The 14,942-nt window shown below is 70.2% G+C and carries 9 protein-coding genes; 3 read left to right on the forward strand and 6 right to left on the reverse strand.

All coding sequences use genetic code 11. The annotated features are described in order from the left end of the window. Positions 1-31 precede the first annotated feature (31 nt). Complete coding sequence (locus tag ACFTZL_RS26790; RefSeq protein ID WP_382587697.1) at positions 32-2,911, reverse strand: vitamin B12-dependent ribonucleotide reductase; 2,880 nt, start codon at positions 2,909-2,911, stop codon at positions 32-34. Between the two features lie 164 nt (positions 2,912-3,075). Then, on the reverse strand, positions 3,076-3,636 hold the full coding sequence (nrdR, locus tag ACFTZL_RS26795; RefSeq protein ID WP_382587699.1) for a transcriptional regulator NrdR: 561 nt from the start codon (positions 3,634-3,636) through the stop codon (positions 3,076-3,078). 631 nt (positions 3,637-4,267) lie between these two features. Between nrdR and lexA the strand changes: the two genes are divergently transcribed. Then, on the forward strand, positions 4,268-5,047 hold the full coding sequence (lexA, locus tag ACFTZL_RS26800) for a transcriptional repressor LexA (RefSeq protein ID WP_215118136.1): 780 nt from the start codon (positions 4,268-4,270) through the stop codon (positions 5,045-5,047). Positions 5,048-5,220: 173 nt separating this feature from the next. Here the strand turns inward: lexA and ACFTZL_RS26805 are convergent, their stop codons facing one another. From ACFTZL_RS26805 to ACFTZL_RS26820, 4 genes are all read right to left on the reverse strand, one after another. Further along, the gene (locus ACFTZL_RS26805) at positions 5,221-7,197 is read right to left on the reverse strand and encodes an ATP-dependent DNA helicase (RefSeq protein WP_382587701.1); all 1,977 of its coding nucleotides are present in this window, start codon (positions 7,195-7,197) and stop codon (positions 5,221-5,223) included. Positions 7,198-7,342: 145 nt separating this feature from the next. Beyond that, positions 7,343-8,173, reverse strand: coding sequence for a GNAT family N-acetyltransferase (locus ACFTZL_RS26810; protein ID WP_382587703.1), 831 nt, complete (start codon positions 8,171-8,173; stop codon positions 7,343-7,345). Positions 8,174-8,254: 81 nt separating this feature from the next. Beyond that, positions 8,255-10,267 (reverse strand): IucA/IucC family protein, encoded by a 2,013-nt coding sequence (locus ACFTZL_RS26815; protein WP_382587705.1) that lies wholly within the window; start codon positions 10,265-10,267, stop codon positions 8,255-8,257. Between the two features lie 211 nt (positions 10,268-10,478). Next, positions 10,479-11,897, reverse strand: a complete 1,419-nt coding sequence (locus ACFTZL_RS26820; RefSeq protein ID WP_382587711.1) for a diaminobutyrate--2-oxoglutarate transaminase family protein — start codon at positions 11,895-11,897, stop codon at positions 10,479-10,481. 346 nt (positions 11,898-12,243) lie between these two features. Between ACFTZL_RS26820 and ACFTZL_RS26825 the strand changes: the two genes are divergently transcribed. Beyond that, complete coding sequence (locus ACFTZL_RS26825) at positions 12,244-13,467, forward strand: trypsin-like serine peptidase (RefSeq protein ID WP_382587707.1); 1,224 nt, start codon at positions 12,244-12,246, stop codon at positions 13,465-13,467. A gap of 239 nt (positions 13,468-13,706) precedes the next feature. Beyond that, entirely contained in the window at positions 13,707-14,909 is a 1,203-nt protein-coding gene (locus ACFTZL_RS26830; protein ID WP_382587709.1) for a trypsin-like serine peptidase, read from the forward strand. Positions 14,910-14,942: the final 33 nt, after the last annotated feature.

The raw sequence follows: 14,942 nt of genomic DNA on the forward strand, positions 1-14,942 counted from the left end.
GCCCCTCCGTCATCGGCTCAGGCGCTCGGCGTCAGCTGCAGCCGCTGGTCGAGCCGCAGCCCTCGCAGATGTAGCACGAACCGGCGCGCTGCATCTTCGTACCGCAGGAGAAGCACAGCGGGGCGTCTGCCTGGATGCCCAGCTGCATCTCCACCAGTTCGGCACTGGTGTGGGCCTGCTGCGGGGCGGGCTGGGCCGCCACTTCGTTCTTCGGCGCGGAGACGGCCTTCAGCTCCTGGGCGCGCGGCGCCGACTGGGCCAGACCCTCGACGTCGACCTCGTCCTCATTCGGCTCGTACGAACCCGTCTCGAGGTGACGCTGGCGCTCGTCGGCGGAGTGGATACCGAGCGCGGAGCGCGTCTCGAAGGGCAGGAAGTCCAGCGCCAGGCGGCGGAAGATGTAGTCGACGATCGACTGCGCCATCCGCACGTCCGGGTCGTCCGTCATGCCGGCCGGCTCGAAGCGCATGTTCGTGAACTTCGAGACGTACGTCTCCAGGGGGACGCCGTACTGGAGGCCGACGGAGACCGCGATGGAGAAGGCGTCCATCATGCCCGCGAGGGTCGAGCCCTGCTTGGACATCTTCAGGAAGACCTCACCGAGACCGTCGTCCGGGTAGGAGTTGGCGGTCATGTAGCCCTCGGCACCGCCGACGGTGAAGGACGTGGTGATGCCGGGACGTCCCTTCGGGAGGCGCTTGCGGACCGGGCGGTACTCGACCACCTTCTCGACCTTGGCCTCGACGGCTGCGGGCTCCTCGACCTTCTCCGCCTCCTTCTTCTTGGCGGAGAGCGGCTGGCCGACCTTGCAGTTGTCGCGGTAGATCGCGAGCGCCTTGACGCCCAGCTTCCAGGCCTCGAAGTAGATCTCCTCGACCTCCTCGACGGTCGCCGACTCCGGCATGTTGACCGTCTTGGAGATGGCGCCGGAGATCCACGGCTGGATCGCGGCCATCATGCGGACGTGACCCATCGCGGAGATGGACCGGTCGCCCATGGCGCAGTCGAACACCTCGTAGTGCTCGGGCTTGAGACTCGGGGCGTCGATCACGTTGCCGTGGTCGGCGATGTGGGCGACGACCGCCTCGATCTGCTCTTCCAGGTAGCCCAGGCGGCGCAGGGCCTGCGGCACGGTGCCGTTGACGATCTGCATCGAGCCGCCGCCGACCAGCTTCTTGAACTTGACCAGCGCGAGGTCGGGCTCGACACCGGTGGTGTCGCAGGACATCGCGAGGCCGATGGTGCCGGTCGGGGCGAGCACCGACGCCTGGGAGTTACGGAAACCGTTCTTCTCACCGAGGCGCACCACGTCCTGCCAGGCCTCGCTGGCGGCGGCCCACACCGGGGTGTCCAGGTCGTCCATGCGGACGGCCTTGTCGTTGGCGTCCGAGTGCTGCTTCATGACGCGCTTGTGGGCGTCGGCGTTGCGGGCGTAGCCGTCGTACGGGCCGACGACCGCGGCGAGTTCGGCGGAGCGCCGGTACGCCGTACCGGTCATCAGCGAGGTGATGGAGCCGGCGAGGGAACGGCCACCGTCGGAGTCGTAGGCGTGGCCGGTCGCCATCAGCAGGGCGCCGAGGTTGGCGTAGCCGATGCCGAGCTGGCGGAACGCGCGGGTGTTGTCGCCGATCTTCTGGGTCGGGAAGTCGGCGAAGCAGATCGAGATGTCCATCGCGGTGATGACCAGCTCGACGACCTTCTGGAAGCGCTCGGCCTCGAAGGACTGGTTGCCCTTGCCGTCGTCCTTGAGGAACTTCATCAGGTTCAGCGAGGCCAGGTTGCAGGACGTGTTGTCCAGGTGCATGTACTCGCTGCACGGGTTCGACGCGGTGATCCGGCCGGACTCGGGGCAGGTGTGCCAGTTGTTGATGGTGCCGTCGTACTGGATGCCGGGGTCGGCGCAGGCCCACGCGGCCTCGGCGATCTTGCGGAAGAGCGCCTTGGCGTCGACCTCCTCGATGACCTCGCCGGTCATCCGGCCGCGCAGCCCGAACTGGCCGCCCTGCTCGACCGCGGTCATGAACTCGTCGTTCACGCGGACCGAGTTGTTGGCGTTCTGGTACTGGACGGACGCGATGTCGTCGCCGCCCAGGTCCATGTCGAAGCCCGCGTCCCGCAGGATGCGGATCTTCTCCTCTTCCTTGACCTTGGTCTCGATGAAGTCCTCGATGTCCGGGTGGTCCACGTCGAGGACGACCATCTTGGCGGCACGGCGGGTGGCGCCACCGGACTTGATCGTTCCTGCGGAGGCGTCGGCGCCACGCATGAAGGAGACCGGACCGGAGGCGTTACCGCCGGAGGACAGCAGTTCCTTGGAGGAGCGGATCCGGGAGAGGTTCAGGCCGGCGCCGGAGCCGCCCTTGAAGATCATGCCCTCTTCCTTGTACCAGTCGAGGATCGACTCCATGGAGTCGTCGACGGCCAGGATGAAGCAGGCGGAGACCTGCTGGGGCTGCTTGGTGCCGACGTTGAACCAGACAGGGCTGTTGAAGCTGAAGATCTGGTGCAGGAGGGCGTACGCCAGCTCGTGCTCGAAGATCTCGGCGTCGGCGGGAGAGGCGAAGTACTTGTGGTCCTCTCCGGCCTTCCGGTACGTCTTCACGATGCGGTCGATCAGCTGCTTGAGGCCGGTCTCGCGCTGCGGGGTGCCGACGGCACCGCGGAAGTACTTGCTGGTGACGATGTTGACCGCGTTCACCGACCAGAAGTCGGGGAACTCGACGCCGCGCTGCTCGAAGTTGACCGAGCCGTCGCGCCAGTTGGTCATGACGACGTCACGGCTTTCCCACGCCACCTCGTCATAGGGGTGGACCCCAGGGGTGGTGTGGATGCGCTCGATACGCAGGCCCTTGTTCGCCTTGGTGCCCTTGGCGCGGGAACTCCGTGCCGGACCGCTCGCCGTCTCTGTCATGCCGCCTCCCTGTACGGGCGAAAACGCCCTGAAGTGCCCCGTTGTTCCCGTGGCACGGTGTTCTGTCTGGTGTTGCGGGCACTCACTCACATCGCCCGCAACAGGTCTTCATTTCGCCGCCGCCCGGCCGGGCCCGGAGCTGCCGTCCGGGTCCGGCCCGCCGGTCAGTCGGCGGCGCCTGCGGGCTCTGGGACCTGTGTCGTCCCTCCGGGCCCGCGGTCGTCTTCCTGGCTCCCCGCACCCGTGTCCTCGCGGTCGCCGTCGTCCGCGTCGGGGGGTCCCGTCTCTTCCCTCAGTTCCGTGATGGCCGCCTCGAAGTCCTCGAGCGAGTTGAACGCCCGGTAGACGGAGGCGAATCGCAGATAGGCGACGAGATCGAGCTCCTGCAACGGGCCGAGAATGGCCAGTCCCACGTCGTGGGTGGTCAGCTCGGCGCTTCCGGTGGCCCGCACCGCCTCCTCGACCCGCTGGCCGAGCTGGGCGAGCGCGTCCTCGGTGACGGGCCGCCCCTGGCACGCCTTGCGCACACCATTGATGACCTTGGTGCGGCTGAAGGGTTCGGTGACTCCGGACCGCTTGACCACCATGAGCGAGCACGTCTCCACGGTCGTGAAACGACGGGAGCAGTCAGGGCACTGGCGGCGCCTGCGGATCGACGTGCCGTCGTCGGTCGTACGACTGTCGACGACACGGCTGTCGGGGTGCCTGCAGAAGGGGCAGTGCATGAACTCCCAACCCTCCTCACAGCAGACTCAATGGCCTCGCCGGGCCTCTTGCGCCCCACGAAGCAGTCCCAAGCATAGGCGATGACCATGGGCACCGAGACCCGGGGGACCACAACTTGTGGGCTGCTGCTGCAATCCAACCACTAGATGTGGGGATTGGCTCATACATCCACGTCGTCCACGCGTGTCGCACGCGTAGCCGCAGGTGAGGCGCGACAGGCCCAGCCACACCGACCTCGACCGCACACCACCGCCCCGCTGTTCCCGCGGAACGGACGCGCCACTCGCGCACGGCAGCATCCGTTCGCGCACGGCCGTATCGCTACGGCACATGCGGAGATACCGTGGGCGCCGCGAGGAGGGGGCGTGGGACTCCCGCACAGATGACCGCTGGTCCCAGGGCAGGGGAATGCCGGATGGCAGACTGGGGCAACAGTCCACGAGGCGATCACTCCGGCGGTGAAGGGTACAGCAATAGACCCATTTGCCCGCCAGGAAACGCGGCAGCCAATACACCCGGACACCTGATCGCGTCAGTCGATTCGCGATTTTTCACTCGAACGTGTGTTTGGCGCAACCTTTCGAAACCAACTACCGTTGTCCAGCAGGGAGACCATCGAGAGGGGCCGACGTGACCACCACCGCAGACAGTGCCACCATCACTGCCCAGGACCGCTCCCAGGGCCGACTCGAGCCGGTGCACGCGATGAACGAAGTTACGAACCCGGAGGGACACAAGCGCTCCCTGCCGGGACGACCTCCCGGCATCCGGGCGGACAGCTCCGGACTTACCGACCGCCAACGCCGAGTGATCGAAGTCATCAGGGACTCAGTGCAGCGGCGCGGCTACCCGCCGTCGATGCGGGAGATCGGCCAGGCCGTCGGCCTTTCCAGCACCTCCTCCGTTGCACACCAGCTGATGGCGCTGGAGCGCAAGGGTTTCCTGCGCCGCGACCCGCACCGCCCGCGCGCGTACGAGGTGCGCGGCTCGGACCAGGCCGCCTCCGTGCAGCCCACGGACACCGCGGGCAAGCCGGCCGCGTCGTACGTCCCACTGGTCGGCCGTATCGCCGCCGGTGGCCCGATCCTCGCCGAGGAGTCCGTCGAGGACGTCTTCCCTCTCCCCCGCCAGCTCGTCGGCGACGGTGAGCTGTTCGTCCTGAAGGTCGTCGGCGACTCGATGATCGAGGCCGCGATCTGCGACGGCGACTGGGTCACGGTCCGCCGCCAGCCGGTCGCGGAGAACGGCGACATCGTGGCCGCGATGCTCGACGGAGAGGCCACCGTCAAGCGCTTCAAGCGCGAGGACGGCCACGTCTGGCTCCTGCCGCACAACGCGGCCTACGAGCCGATCCCCGGCGACGACGCGACCATCCTCGGCAAGGTGGTGGCCGTACTGCGCCGCGTCTGACGCCACGCACCGCGTCGGGTGGGCCCAGTGGGCCCGCCCTCTGACCGGGCCCCGGGACCCCTGCGCCGGTTCCGGGGCCCTGTGCTGTCCGGGCCCCGTACCCGCGGGTCAGCCTGAGGCCGAGTGGTGGGGGTCGGCGTGTGGCTCCGCCGCCGCGGACCGACCCCCGGGACTCATCCGGCTTCCGTCTGCTGCGCCGCCGCGTCGATCGCCGCCAGCGACTTCCGCACCTGATTACGGTCGGCCGTGAACCAGAAGTCGGGCATCGACGCCTTCAGATAGCCCCCGTACCGGGCCGTCGCGAGCCGCTGGTCCAATACGGCGACCACACCGCGGTCGCCCGATGCCCGTACGAGACGGCCGGCGCCCTGGGCCATGAGGAGCGCGGCGTGGGTGGCGGCGACCGCCATGAAGCCGTTGCCGCCCGCGTCCTCCACGGCCTTCTGGCGGGCGCTCATCAGGGGGTCGTCGGGGCGCGGGAACGGGATCTTGTCCATCACGACCAGCTGGCAACTGGGCCCGGGTACGTCCACGCCCTGCCACAGCGACAGCGTGCCGAACAGACAGGTCTTCGGGTCCGCCGCGAAGTTCTTGATGAGCTCGCCGAGCGTCTCCTCGCCCTGGAGGAGGATCGGGAACTCCGGGATCCGGGAGCGCAGTTCCTCGGCGGCCAGCTGAGCCCCCCGCATGGAGGAGAACAGGCCCAGGGTGCGGCCGCCCGCCGCCTGGATCAGCTCCGTGAGCTCGTCGAGCATGTCCGCGCGGTCGCCGTCCCGCGCCGGGCGCGCCAGGTGCTTGGCGACGTAGAGGATGCCCTGTTTGCGGTAGTCGAAGGGCGAGCCGACGTCGATGCCCTTCCACTTCGGGAGGTCGTCGCCCTCGGTGCCCTCGGGGGCGAGGCCGAGGGAGGCACCGACGCCGTTGAAGTCGCCGCCCAGCTTCAGCGTCGCGGACGTCAGGACCACGGAGCGGTCCGCGAAGAGCTTCTCCCGCAGGAGGCCCGAGACGGACATGGGGGCGACGCGCAGGGAGGCACCGAAGCGGTCATGGCGCTCGTACCAGACCACGTCCCATTCGGAGCCGTTCGTGATCCGCTCCGCCACGTCGTGCACGTTCTCCACGGACGCCAGAGCCTGTTTGCGGACCGCGTCCTCGTCCTGGACGGACTTGTCGCGGGTCGCGCCGATCCCGGAGATGACGGTGCGGCACGCGTCGCGCAATGCCATGAGTGCGTAGCCGAGGTCCTCGGGGATTTCCTCGAGCCGGCCCGGCAGCGCCAGCTCCATCAGCCGCTCGAAACCCTCGGAGGCGGTCTGGAGCTGGTCCGCCGCCTTCTCGTTGACGAGCTTCGCGGCGCGGCGCACCGCGCGGTTTACCTGGCCGGGGGTGAGCTCGCCGGTGGCGACTCCGGTGACCCGGGAGACCAGCTCATGGGCCTCGTCGACGATCAGCACCTCGTGCTGCGGAAGGACCGGGGCGCCCTCGATGGCGTCGATGGCGAGCAGCGCGTGGTTGGTGACGACGACGTCGGAGAGTTTGGCCCGCTCGCGGGCCATCTCGGCGAAGCACTCCGCTCCGTACGCGCACTTCGAGGCGCCCAGGCACTCCCTCGACGACACCGACACCTGGGCCCAGGCCCGGTCCGAGATGCCGGGCGTGAGGTTGTCACGGTCCCCGGTCTCGGTCTCGTCGGCCCAGTCGCGCACCCGCAGCAGGTCCTGGCCCAGCTTGCTGGTGGGAGCGGCCGCCTCGAACTGGTCGAAGAGGCCCTCTTCCTCGTCCTGCGGGACACCCTCGTGCAGACGGTGCAGGCACAGGTAGTTCGACCGGCCCTTGAGCATCGCGAACTCCGGGCGGCGGCGCAGCAGGGGGTGCAGCGACTCGACCGTTCTCGGCAGGTCGCGCTCCACGAGCTGGCGCTGCAGGGCCAGGGTGGCGGTCGCGACGACCACACGCTCCCCGTGCGCGAGCGCGGGCACCAGGTAGCCCAGTGACTTTCCGGTGCCGGTGCCGGCCTGGACCAGCAGGTGGGAGCCGCCGTCGATCGCTTCCTCGACGGATTCGGCCATGGTCACCTGCCCGGGGCGCTCCGTACCGCCGACGGCAGTGACGGCAGCATGCAGGAGTTCGGGGAGTGAGGGCTTCGTCATAGCGCGACCACCCTACGACCCGGCACTGACAAACGGGTGATCAAGGCGGGGGCGGGGGACGGGATCAAGACCTTGAACTCCTCGGCGGGTGGGAACCGCAGCGTCAGGCGCCGCGTTCAATGAGTGATGGCGCGCTGACACAGCGCTACAGCAGATGCCGGAGAGAGCGGTCTCGGACCATGAGGGCGGCCCGCTTGGCGGGCAGGTCGACCTCGGCGGAGAACCGGAAGCCGGCGGTCAGGAAAGCGGCGATGGAGGGGGTGTTGCGAATGTCGGGTTCCGCGATGACGCGTGCGCAGGAGGACCGCTGCGCGAGAGCGAGATCGGCTACGGCTCGCAACAGCAGACCGCCCAGGCCACGCCCCCGGTCGGCGACAGTACCGACGAGGAGGTGGAGTCCCGTGTCATGAGGCCGGGCGGGGTAGTGGCGGGCCAACGGGTCGAGGTCCGCCCGGTAGATCTCCCAGTAGCTCATCGGCGTTCCGTCCAGCACTCCGATACACGGCACGCTGCGTCCGTCGCCGGCGAGCTGGGCCCGTAGGTGGTCCTCGGTCACGTTCTGCGGTCCGGACAGCTCCCAGAACGCCGCGGCCGGGTCGTTCATCCATCGGCTGATGAGCGGAAGGTCACGGGCGACGCGTACGGGGACGAGGTGGAGCACGCCCGCGGATGTCTCTGCCGGGCCCCAGTCGGCGACGCGGTCGAGGAGGTCGGCCTCAGTCGGGAGGACCGAAGTGCCACAGGTCGCGGCGAGGGAGGCGAAGAGCTGAGCCGTGCCCTGGTCCCGCCCCCGTGCTCCGTGACGGTCGGAAGTGTCGTCCGCGACGAGGGCGAGGAGTTCGTCCGGGAGCCTCAGATCCATCGTGTCCTCGCCACACCCGCCCTCACCGGCTTCCCCCTCACCGGCATCAGAACCGAGGTCGGCCGTGACGGGAACAGCGGTACCGGGGTCGGTGGCAGGGTCGGCGAAGGGCACCGAACGCTCCTCTCAGTAAGGGGGGTGGGGCATGTCCTCAGGGATGAAGGAGGTCGGATGTGTCAGGGACGGTCAGGGTGGTCAGGAGTGCAGGGGGTTGGCGATGGTGACGTAGACGGACTGGGTGTCGACCGGGCCGACGAGTTCGTCGAGGCCGCGCAGCCGGGTCAGCAGGTTGGCCTTGCAGCGCAGGACCGGTGAGTCGAGCAGGCGGGCGGGCAGCGACGTACGCAGCCGGGCCGGACCGGAGGCGACGTTTCCGAGGAAGCGGCGGAAGGCGGCGAGCAGCAGCCGCTCGTCGGCCAGTCCCTGGGAGCCGAACGCGCCGATGAGGCCGAAGACGTTGTTGACGGCCAGGTAGTACGCGAAGCGCTCGTCGGCGACCTCGTCACGGACGAACGTGTCGCTCTGCTCTCCGATGCCGGGCAACCGGGCATCCAGATCCGCGCGCCGGGACTCCCGGAAGTAATAGCCCTGGTTGTCGCGGTAGCGGCCGCCCGTGGGCCAGCCCTCGGCGTCCAGCAGGAGCAGGGTGTTCTGCTGGTGTGCTTCCAGGGCGATGCCTGCCTCAGCGTCCAGCCACAGGACGGGGCGCACGACGTGCTGGAGGTAGCGCAGGAACCACTCGGCGGCAACGGCTCCGTGCGGTCGGCCGGTCCGGCGGGCGAGACGCGTGACGACCTCGGCCAGCCTGGACCGAAGTACGGGGCCGTGTGTCTGCGCGCGGTCCGGAGCGGCCCCCGGCAGGGCCGGAGAGCTCGGGCGCGGCGAGACGAGTCCGGCGACGCAGGAGACGTCGTCGGAGGGGGCGAACGGGTTGTGGCGGATCACCACGTCCAGTCCGGGCAAGGGGGCGCCGTCGGCATCGTCGACAGCCAGCCAGGCCGGGTCGCGCACGATGTCGAAACCCGGATGCACGGCACGCCACTGCTGCGCGAGTCCGCTGCGGAGCAGACGGTGGACCTCCACGCCCCGGTGGAGTTCCTTACGGAGGTTCTCGCGGCGGGAGTTGGTGATGCGCAGCCCCAGCGACAGTTTGAGCATCGCGGGGGCATCGGTTCGGTAGACGGTCCGTACGGAGGAGGTGGGCTGCCAGGGAGTGCCGTGAGTGCCGAGGTCGCGGAGCAGTCCCGTGTCCAGCAGGGCAGCCGTCTCCGGACGGTGCCGGACCTCGCACGCCTGCCAGGGGTGCAGGGGCAGCAGGGCGTACCCGTCCGGCAGCGACAGGCCGGTCCCGGCCAGGCGTGCGGTGAGCCGGGCAGCGGGGACAGGGCGGCCGCGTTCGGTCCAGGCGGAGTCGGTGGTGAGGACGGAGGGAGCGACAGCCATCCAGTGCAGAGGGAAGGAGCCGCGCAACTCGGGTGAGTACAGCCGGGCTTCGGTCTCGGAGAGGCCCTCGCGGCTCTTCGGGGACGGATGCGAGGGGTGTCCGAGGACGAGTGCCTGCTCCGCGGCCAGGAAGAGGTCAGGGCCGTCGGCCGGGTGTTCCCGACGGTCGCTGAGGAAGGCGGCGACACGGCGGAGGGAGTCGGCGACACCCGCGACCAGCGCGACGCCGCCGAGGCCGTCGCCGGCAACGGCACCGGCCGCGGAGGTGGGGGCACCGGTGAGACCGGAGTCGTGGGCGGGGCCGATGCCGGAGCCGATGTCGGGGCCTTCTGCGAACGTCTCTCTGGTGAGCAGGGCGGCGACCGTGACGGCATCGGCCGGCGGGGCGTGGTCGGGGGTGTCGGCCAGCCGCGGCAGGCCGAAGCGGTGCCAGCCCGTCGGGGACCAGTAGCGGACCGGGGCGAGAAGGGCCGTGCCGCTGGCGGGAAGGGGGATGCGGAGGATCCCGTCGGCGGGAGCGGGCCGGTTCTTCTCGCGCGCCCAGCAGCGCAGCAGGCTCTCCACGGCGGCTGCCTGGGCGGCGATGTGCGGGTCGGGATGGTCCAGAGGGTCGGTGACAGGGCCGGCGTTCCGTCCCTCGGCGGGCAGGGTCCCAGGCCTCTGACCAGGGACCGGAGACTCCACGGACGCGCTCGGCAGCCGGGCGCCGACGGAACCCTCTCCCCGCATCGTGGCGTGTTCGTCGGGCTCGGGGATGGCGTTCAACACGGGTACCTCGTGGGGTGGTTCAGGGGCGTACGGTCGGGGCGTGTGAGCCGAGGAGTTCCACTCGGCTGGCTGGTCGGAGCCCGAGGGCTCAAGGCATGCAGGCCCACGGCGCACGGGCCAACTGCATGCAGCCTCACCGCACGCAGGCTCATGACCTGAACCTGCACGGTGTCGAGGCTCACGGCATGACGCTGCACGGCATGGAGGCTCACGGCGCGGACGGCGCTGCTGCCGCGCCCCCATGGCACCGAGCGGCCGCTCGGACGGCGTCGGCCAGGCGGTCCAGCACGGCGGCCGCCTGTTCGTCGGTGATCGTCAGCGGCGGCAGCAGTCGTACGACGCTCGCGTGACGGCCGCCGAGTCCGACGATGAGGCCGCGGCGCAGGCACTCCCGCTGGACCGCGGCGGCCAGTTCGGGGGCAACGGGAAGGAGTCGGCGCGCTCGGTCCGGCATCATCGACGCTCCCCCGGCCTCCCCCTCGGGATCCACGAATTCCACGCCGATCATCAGCCCCCTCCCCCGTACATCCCCTACGCAGGGGAACTCCTCTGCCAGGCCTCGGAGCTGGCTCAGCATGCGCGCACCGAGAGTCGCCGCGCGCTCGGCGAGGTGGTTCTCCCGGACGTGGGCGAGGGTTGCCGTGCCGGCGGCCATGGCGAGCTGGTTGCCGCGGAAGGTGCCGGTGGGGGCGCCGGGTTCCCCCGTGTCGAGGTCGTCGCGGTGGACGACGACGGCCAGCGGCAGACTGCCTCCGATGGCCTTGGAGAGGACCATCACGTCCGGGGTCACTCCGCTGTGTTCCACCGCCCAGAAGGCGCCGGTCCGCCCGACGCCCGTCTGGATCTCGTCGGCGATCAGCGGGACGGCCCGGTCGGCCGTGAGCTGCCGCATGCGCCGCAGCCAGGCGTCCGGTGCGGGGATCACCCCGCCCTCGCCCTGGACGGGCTCGACGATCATCCCGGCGGGGAGCGGTACGCCCGACCCGGGGTCGTCGAGGACGGACTCGGTCCAGCGGGCGGCGAGGTCGGCCCCGCCTTCGCCGCCGACTCCGAACGGGCAGCGGTAGTCCTGCGGGTAGGGCAGGCGCGTGACCCGTACGTCGTGGGCGCCCGCGGTCGCGTCGGGCGGCCCGGCGGTCCTTCCGTGGCAGGCGCCGGTGAACGCGATGAGGCCGGTCCGGCCGGTCGCCGAGCGGACGAGTTCGCAGGCGGTCTCCACGGCGTCGCTGCCGGCCGGTCCGCAGAAGCGCACACGGGCCCGGTCGGCGAGTCCTGGCGGCAGGGTGCGGAACAACTCGGTGATGAAGGCGTCCTTGACGGGGGTGGCAAGGTCGAGGACGTTCAGGGGTGCGCCTGAGTCGAGGACCTTGCGGATGGCCTCCAGGACGACGGGGTGGTTGTGCCCGAGCGCGAGCGCGCCGGCGCCCGAGAGGCAGTCCAGGTAGCGGCGACCGTCCGCACCCTCGATGGTCAGTCCTCGCGCCCGCACCGGGACGATCGGCAGGGCCCGGGCGTAGGTCCGGGCCGCGGACTCGCGCGCGGACTGGCGACGCAGAATCCCTTCCTGTGCGGCGCGCGTTCCTGGTGCCGTGTCGTCGTCGACCGCACCACCGGGGAGGATTTTCACCGGCGTACGCCCCACAACGGCCTCCTCTGACGCACATCCCCCATGGGTGGATTCCGCCACGACTTCCCTGACCTCCCACTGGGCACGGGCACAGAGGACCGCACACAGACAGCAGACCCCCCACCGCTACCAACCCCCGACCGCTCACCGGGTTACGGGTTGCCTCAAGATCCTTTCCGTGACGGAACTGTTGCGGTTCCGTCGGACCGCCCCCACAGCCACCGCATAGTGTGTGGTGCCGTTCCCGGGCGCCATGAGGTCGGCCTGAACTCTCCGTGAGTTCGGCGGACACCGCGCCCGAGGCGCCGGTTCGTCCCAGTTCGTTCACATCAGGGGGAGTCAGATCATGCGATCCATACGGCCGTCGTCCACCACCAGCCGAGGGGGGTGGACGCGCCGCAGGACCTCCCCCGTACTGGCCGCCGTGGCCCTCGCCTCGGCGCTCGCGCTGACCGCCACCGCCTGTGAGTCGGGCGACGCCGCGGCGGGCGGTGAGGCCTCCCCGTCCGCCACCGCCTCCGACGACGGCAAGCTCAAGATCCCGGACGACATCAGGGACCGGCTCCGCGAGCACGGGATCGACGTCGACAAGTGGAAGAACGGCGCCTGGAAGAACTGGGACCGGGACGACTGGCTGCGCGAGGCCAACGAGTACATCAACCCGATCATCGAAGGCCTCTGGGACCCGGACCGCATGCGGGAGGCCGAGGAGCCCGACCAGGGCGTGGACGACAGCGACCTCGCCGGCGACCAGGGCGTGACCGACCCCACGCCCGAGCCCGTCGAGGCGCAGGCCGTGCCGCCGTCGTACCACGCCAACGCCCCTACGGCCGGGAAGGTGTTCTTCGACTCCCCCGAGGGCTCGGCCGTCTGCTCGGCGACGGTGGTGAAGGACCCCGCCCACCCGGGCAAGTCCAACCTGGTGTGGACGGCGGGCCACTGCGTGCACGCGGGCAAGAAGGGCGGCTGGTACCGCAACATCGCGTTCGTGCCGTCGTACAACGACGACGGCAAGCCGGTCGCGGAACTGGAGAACGCCACCCGGGAGGACGTGGCTCCCTACGGCGTCTGGTGGGGCGACTGGGCGCAGACCTCGGACCAGTGGATCGAGCAGGGCGGTTCGACGGGCGGGGACGGCGCCCCGTACGACTTCGCGGTCATCCATGTGACGCCGGAGAAGGGCAGCGGCGGCAAGTCGCTGGAGGAGATGGTCGGTTCGGCGCTGCCGGTCGACTTCAAGGCTCCCGCCGTACCGAAGACGAAGAGCGTCACGGCGATCGGCTACCCGGCCGCGCCGCCGTACGACGGGCAGAAGCTGTACCGGTGCCAGGACCGGCCCGGCCGGCTGTCGGTCGCGGCGTCGGCTCCGACGATGTACCGCATCGGCTGCTCCATGACCGGCGGTTCGTCGGGCGGCGGCTGGGTCGCGCCGGGGTCGGACGGCAAGCCGGCGCTGGTGTCCAACACCTCGATCGGCCCGGTGACGTCGGGCTGGCTGGCCGGACCGCGCCTGGGCGACGAGGCCAAGGGCGTGTACGACTCGGTGAGCGAGAAGTTCGCGGGCCGCTGACGGCAGGCTGATCAGCGCGGTGGTGGGGCCGGGGACTCACGGAAACCTTCACCGGCCCACCGCCGTTCGCCCCCAACTCCACGGGCATAGTGGGGTGTCGCGCATCGCAGGCCACGCTGCGGCCTCTGCGTGACAAGCACATGACATTCACACGCAGCAGCACCTGAGCACGCACAACACGCACAGCACGCACAGCACGCACAGCACGCACAGCACGCACCAACGGGGGTCATCGCACCATGCGTTCCACACGTACGTCCGCGGCACCGAGGCGCGGGCGGCGCACCGTCCTCGCCGCCACCGGGCTCGTCGCCGCCCTGGCGCTCACGGCTACCGCCTGTGACGGTTCGGGGGACTCGGCGAGCGACAAGCCCGACGCCACCACCTCGCAGGCCGCGGACGGCGGCGGCAAGGTCCGGATCCCGGCCGACCTCGCGGGCAAGCTCAAGGAGCACGGGATCGACGCCGACCGGTGGAAGGACGGGGGCTGGAAGGACTGGGACAAGGACAAGTGGCTCAGTGACGCCAAGGACTTCGTCAACCCGGTGATCGAGGGCCTCTGGAAGCCCGACCGGATGCAGTCCGCGAAGGAGGCCGACAAGACGGTCACCACGAAGGACGCGTCGGCCGGTCAGGGCGTCAGCGACCCGGATCCGGCGCCCGTCCGGGCACAGGCGGAGAAGACTCCGTACCACCGGAACGCGGCGCCGGTCGGCAAGGTCTTCTTCGACTCCCCCGACGGCCCGGCCGTCTGCTCCGGCACGGTCGTCAAGGACGTCAACCACCCGGGCAAGTCCAACCTGGTGTGGACGGCGGGCCACTGCGTGCACGCCGGCGGCAGCGGCGGCTGGTACCGCAACCTCACCTTCCTCCCCGCCTACAACGACTACGGCAAGTCCGAGGCGGAGCTGACCAACGCGAACCCGACCGAGATCGCCCCGTACGGCAACTGGTGGGCGGACTGGGCCTCGACCTCGAACCAGTGGATCCAGGGCGGCTCGGAGACCGGCGGCGAGGGGGCCGCGTACGACTACGCCGTGCTGCACGTGAAGCCCGAGCGGGGCGGCAAGTCCCTGGAGGAGACCGTCGGCGCCGCGCTGGACGTGGACTTCTCCGCTCCCTCCGCGGCCGAGGCGCGCAAGATGGGCGCTTGGGGCTACCCGGCCGCGCCGCCCTACAACGGCCTGAAGATGTTCAAGTGCGTCGACATCCCCGGCCGGTTCTCGCTCAGCCCGACCCTGCCGACGATGCACCGCATCGGCTGCACCATGACCGGCGGTTCGTCCGGCGGCGGCTGGTTCCGGGTACGGAACGGCAAGTCCGTGCTCGTGTCCAACACATCGATCGGCCCGGCCGACAACACCTGGCTGGCGGGCCCGCAACTGGGCCGCGACGCCGAGGCGCTCTACCAGAACATGAGCAAGACGTACGGCGGTCGCTGACCGAAGCATGCCGAAGGCCCGCTCCCTGCGGAC

It is taken from the genome of Streptomyces sp. NPDC056948, from assembly GCF_042674225.1.
GTDB classification, from domain to species: Bacteria; Actinomycetota; Actinomycetes; order Streptomycetales; family Streptomycetaceae; genus Streptomyces; species Streptomyces purpurascens.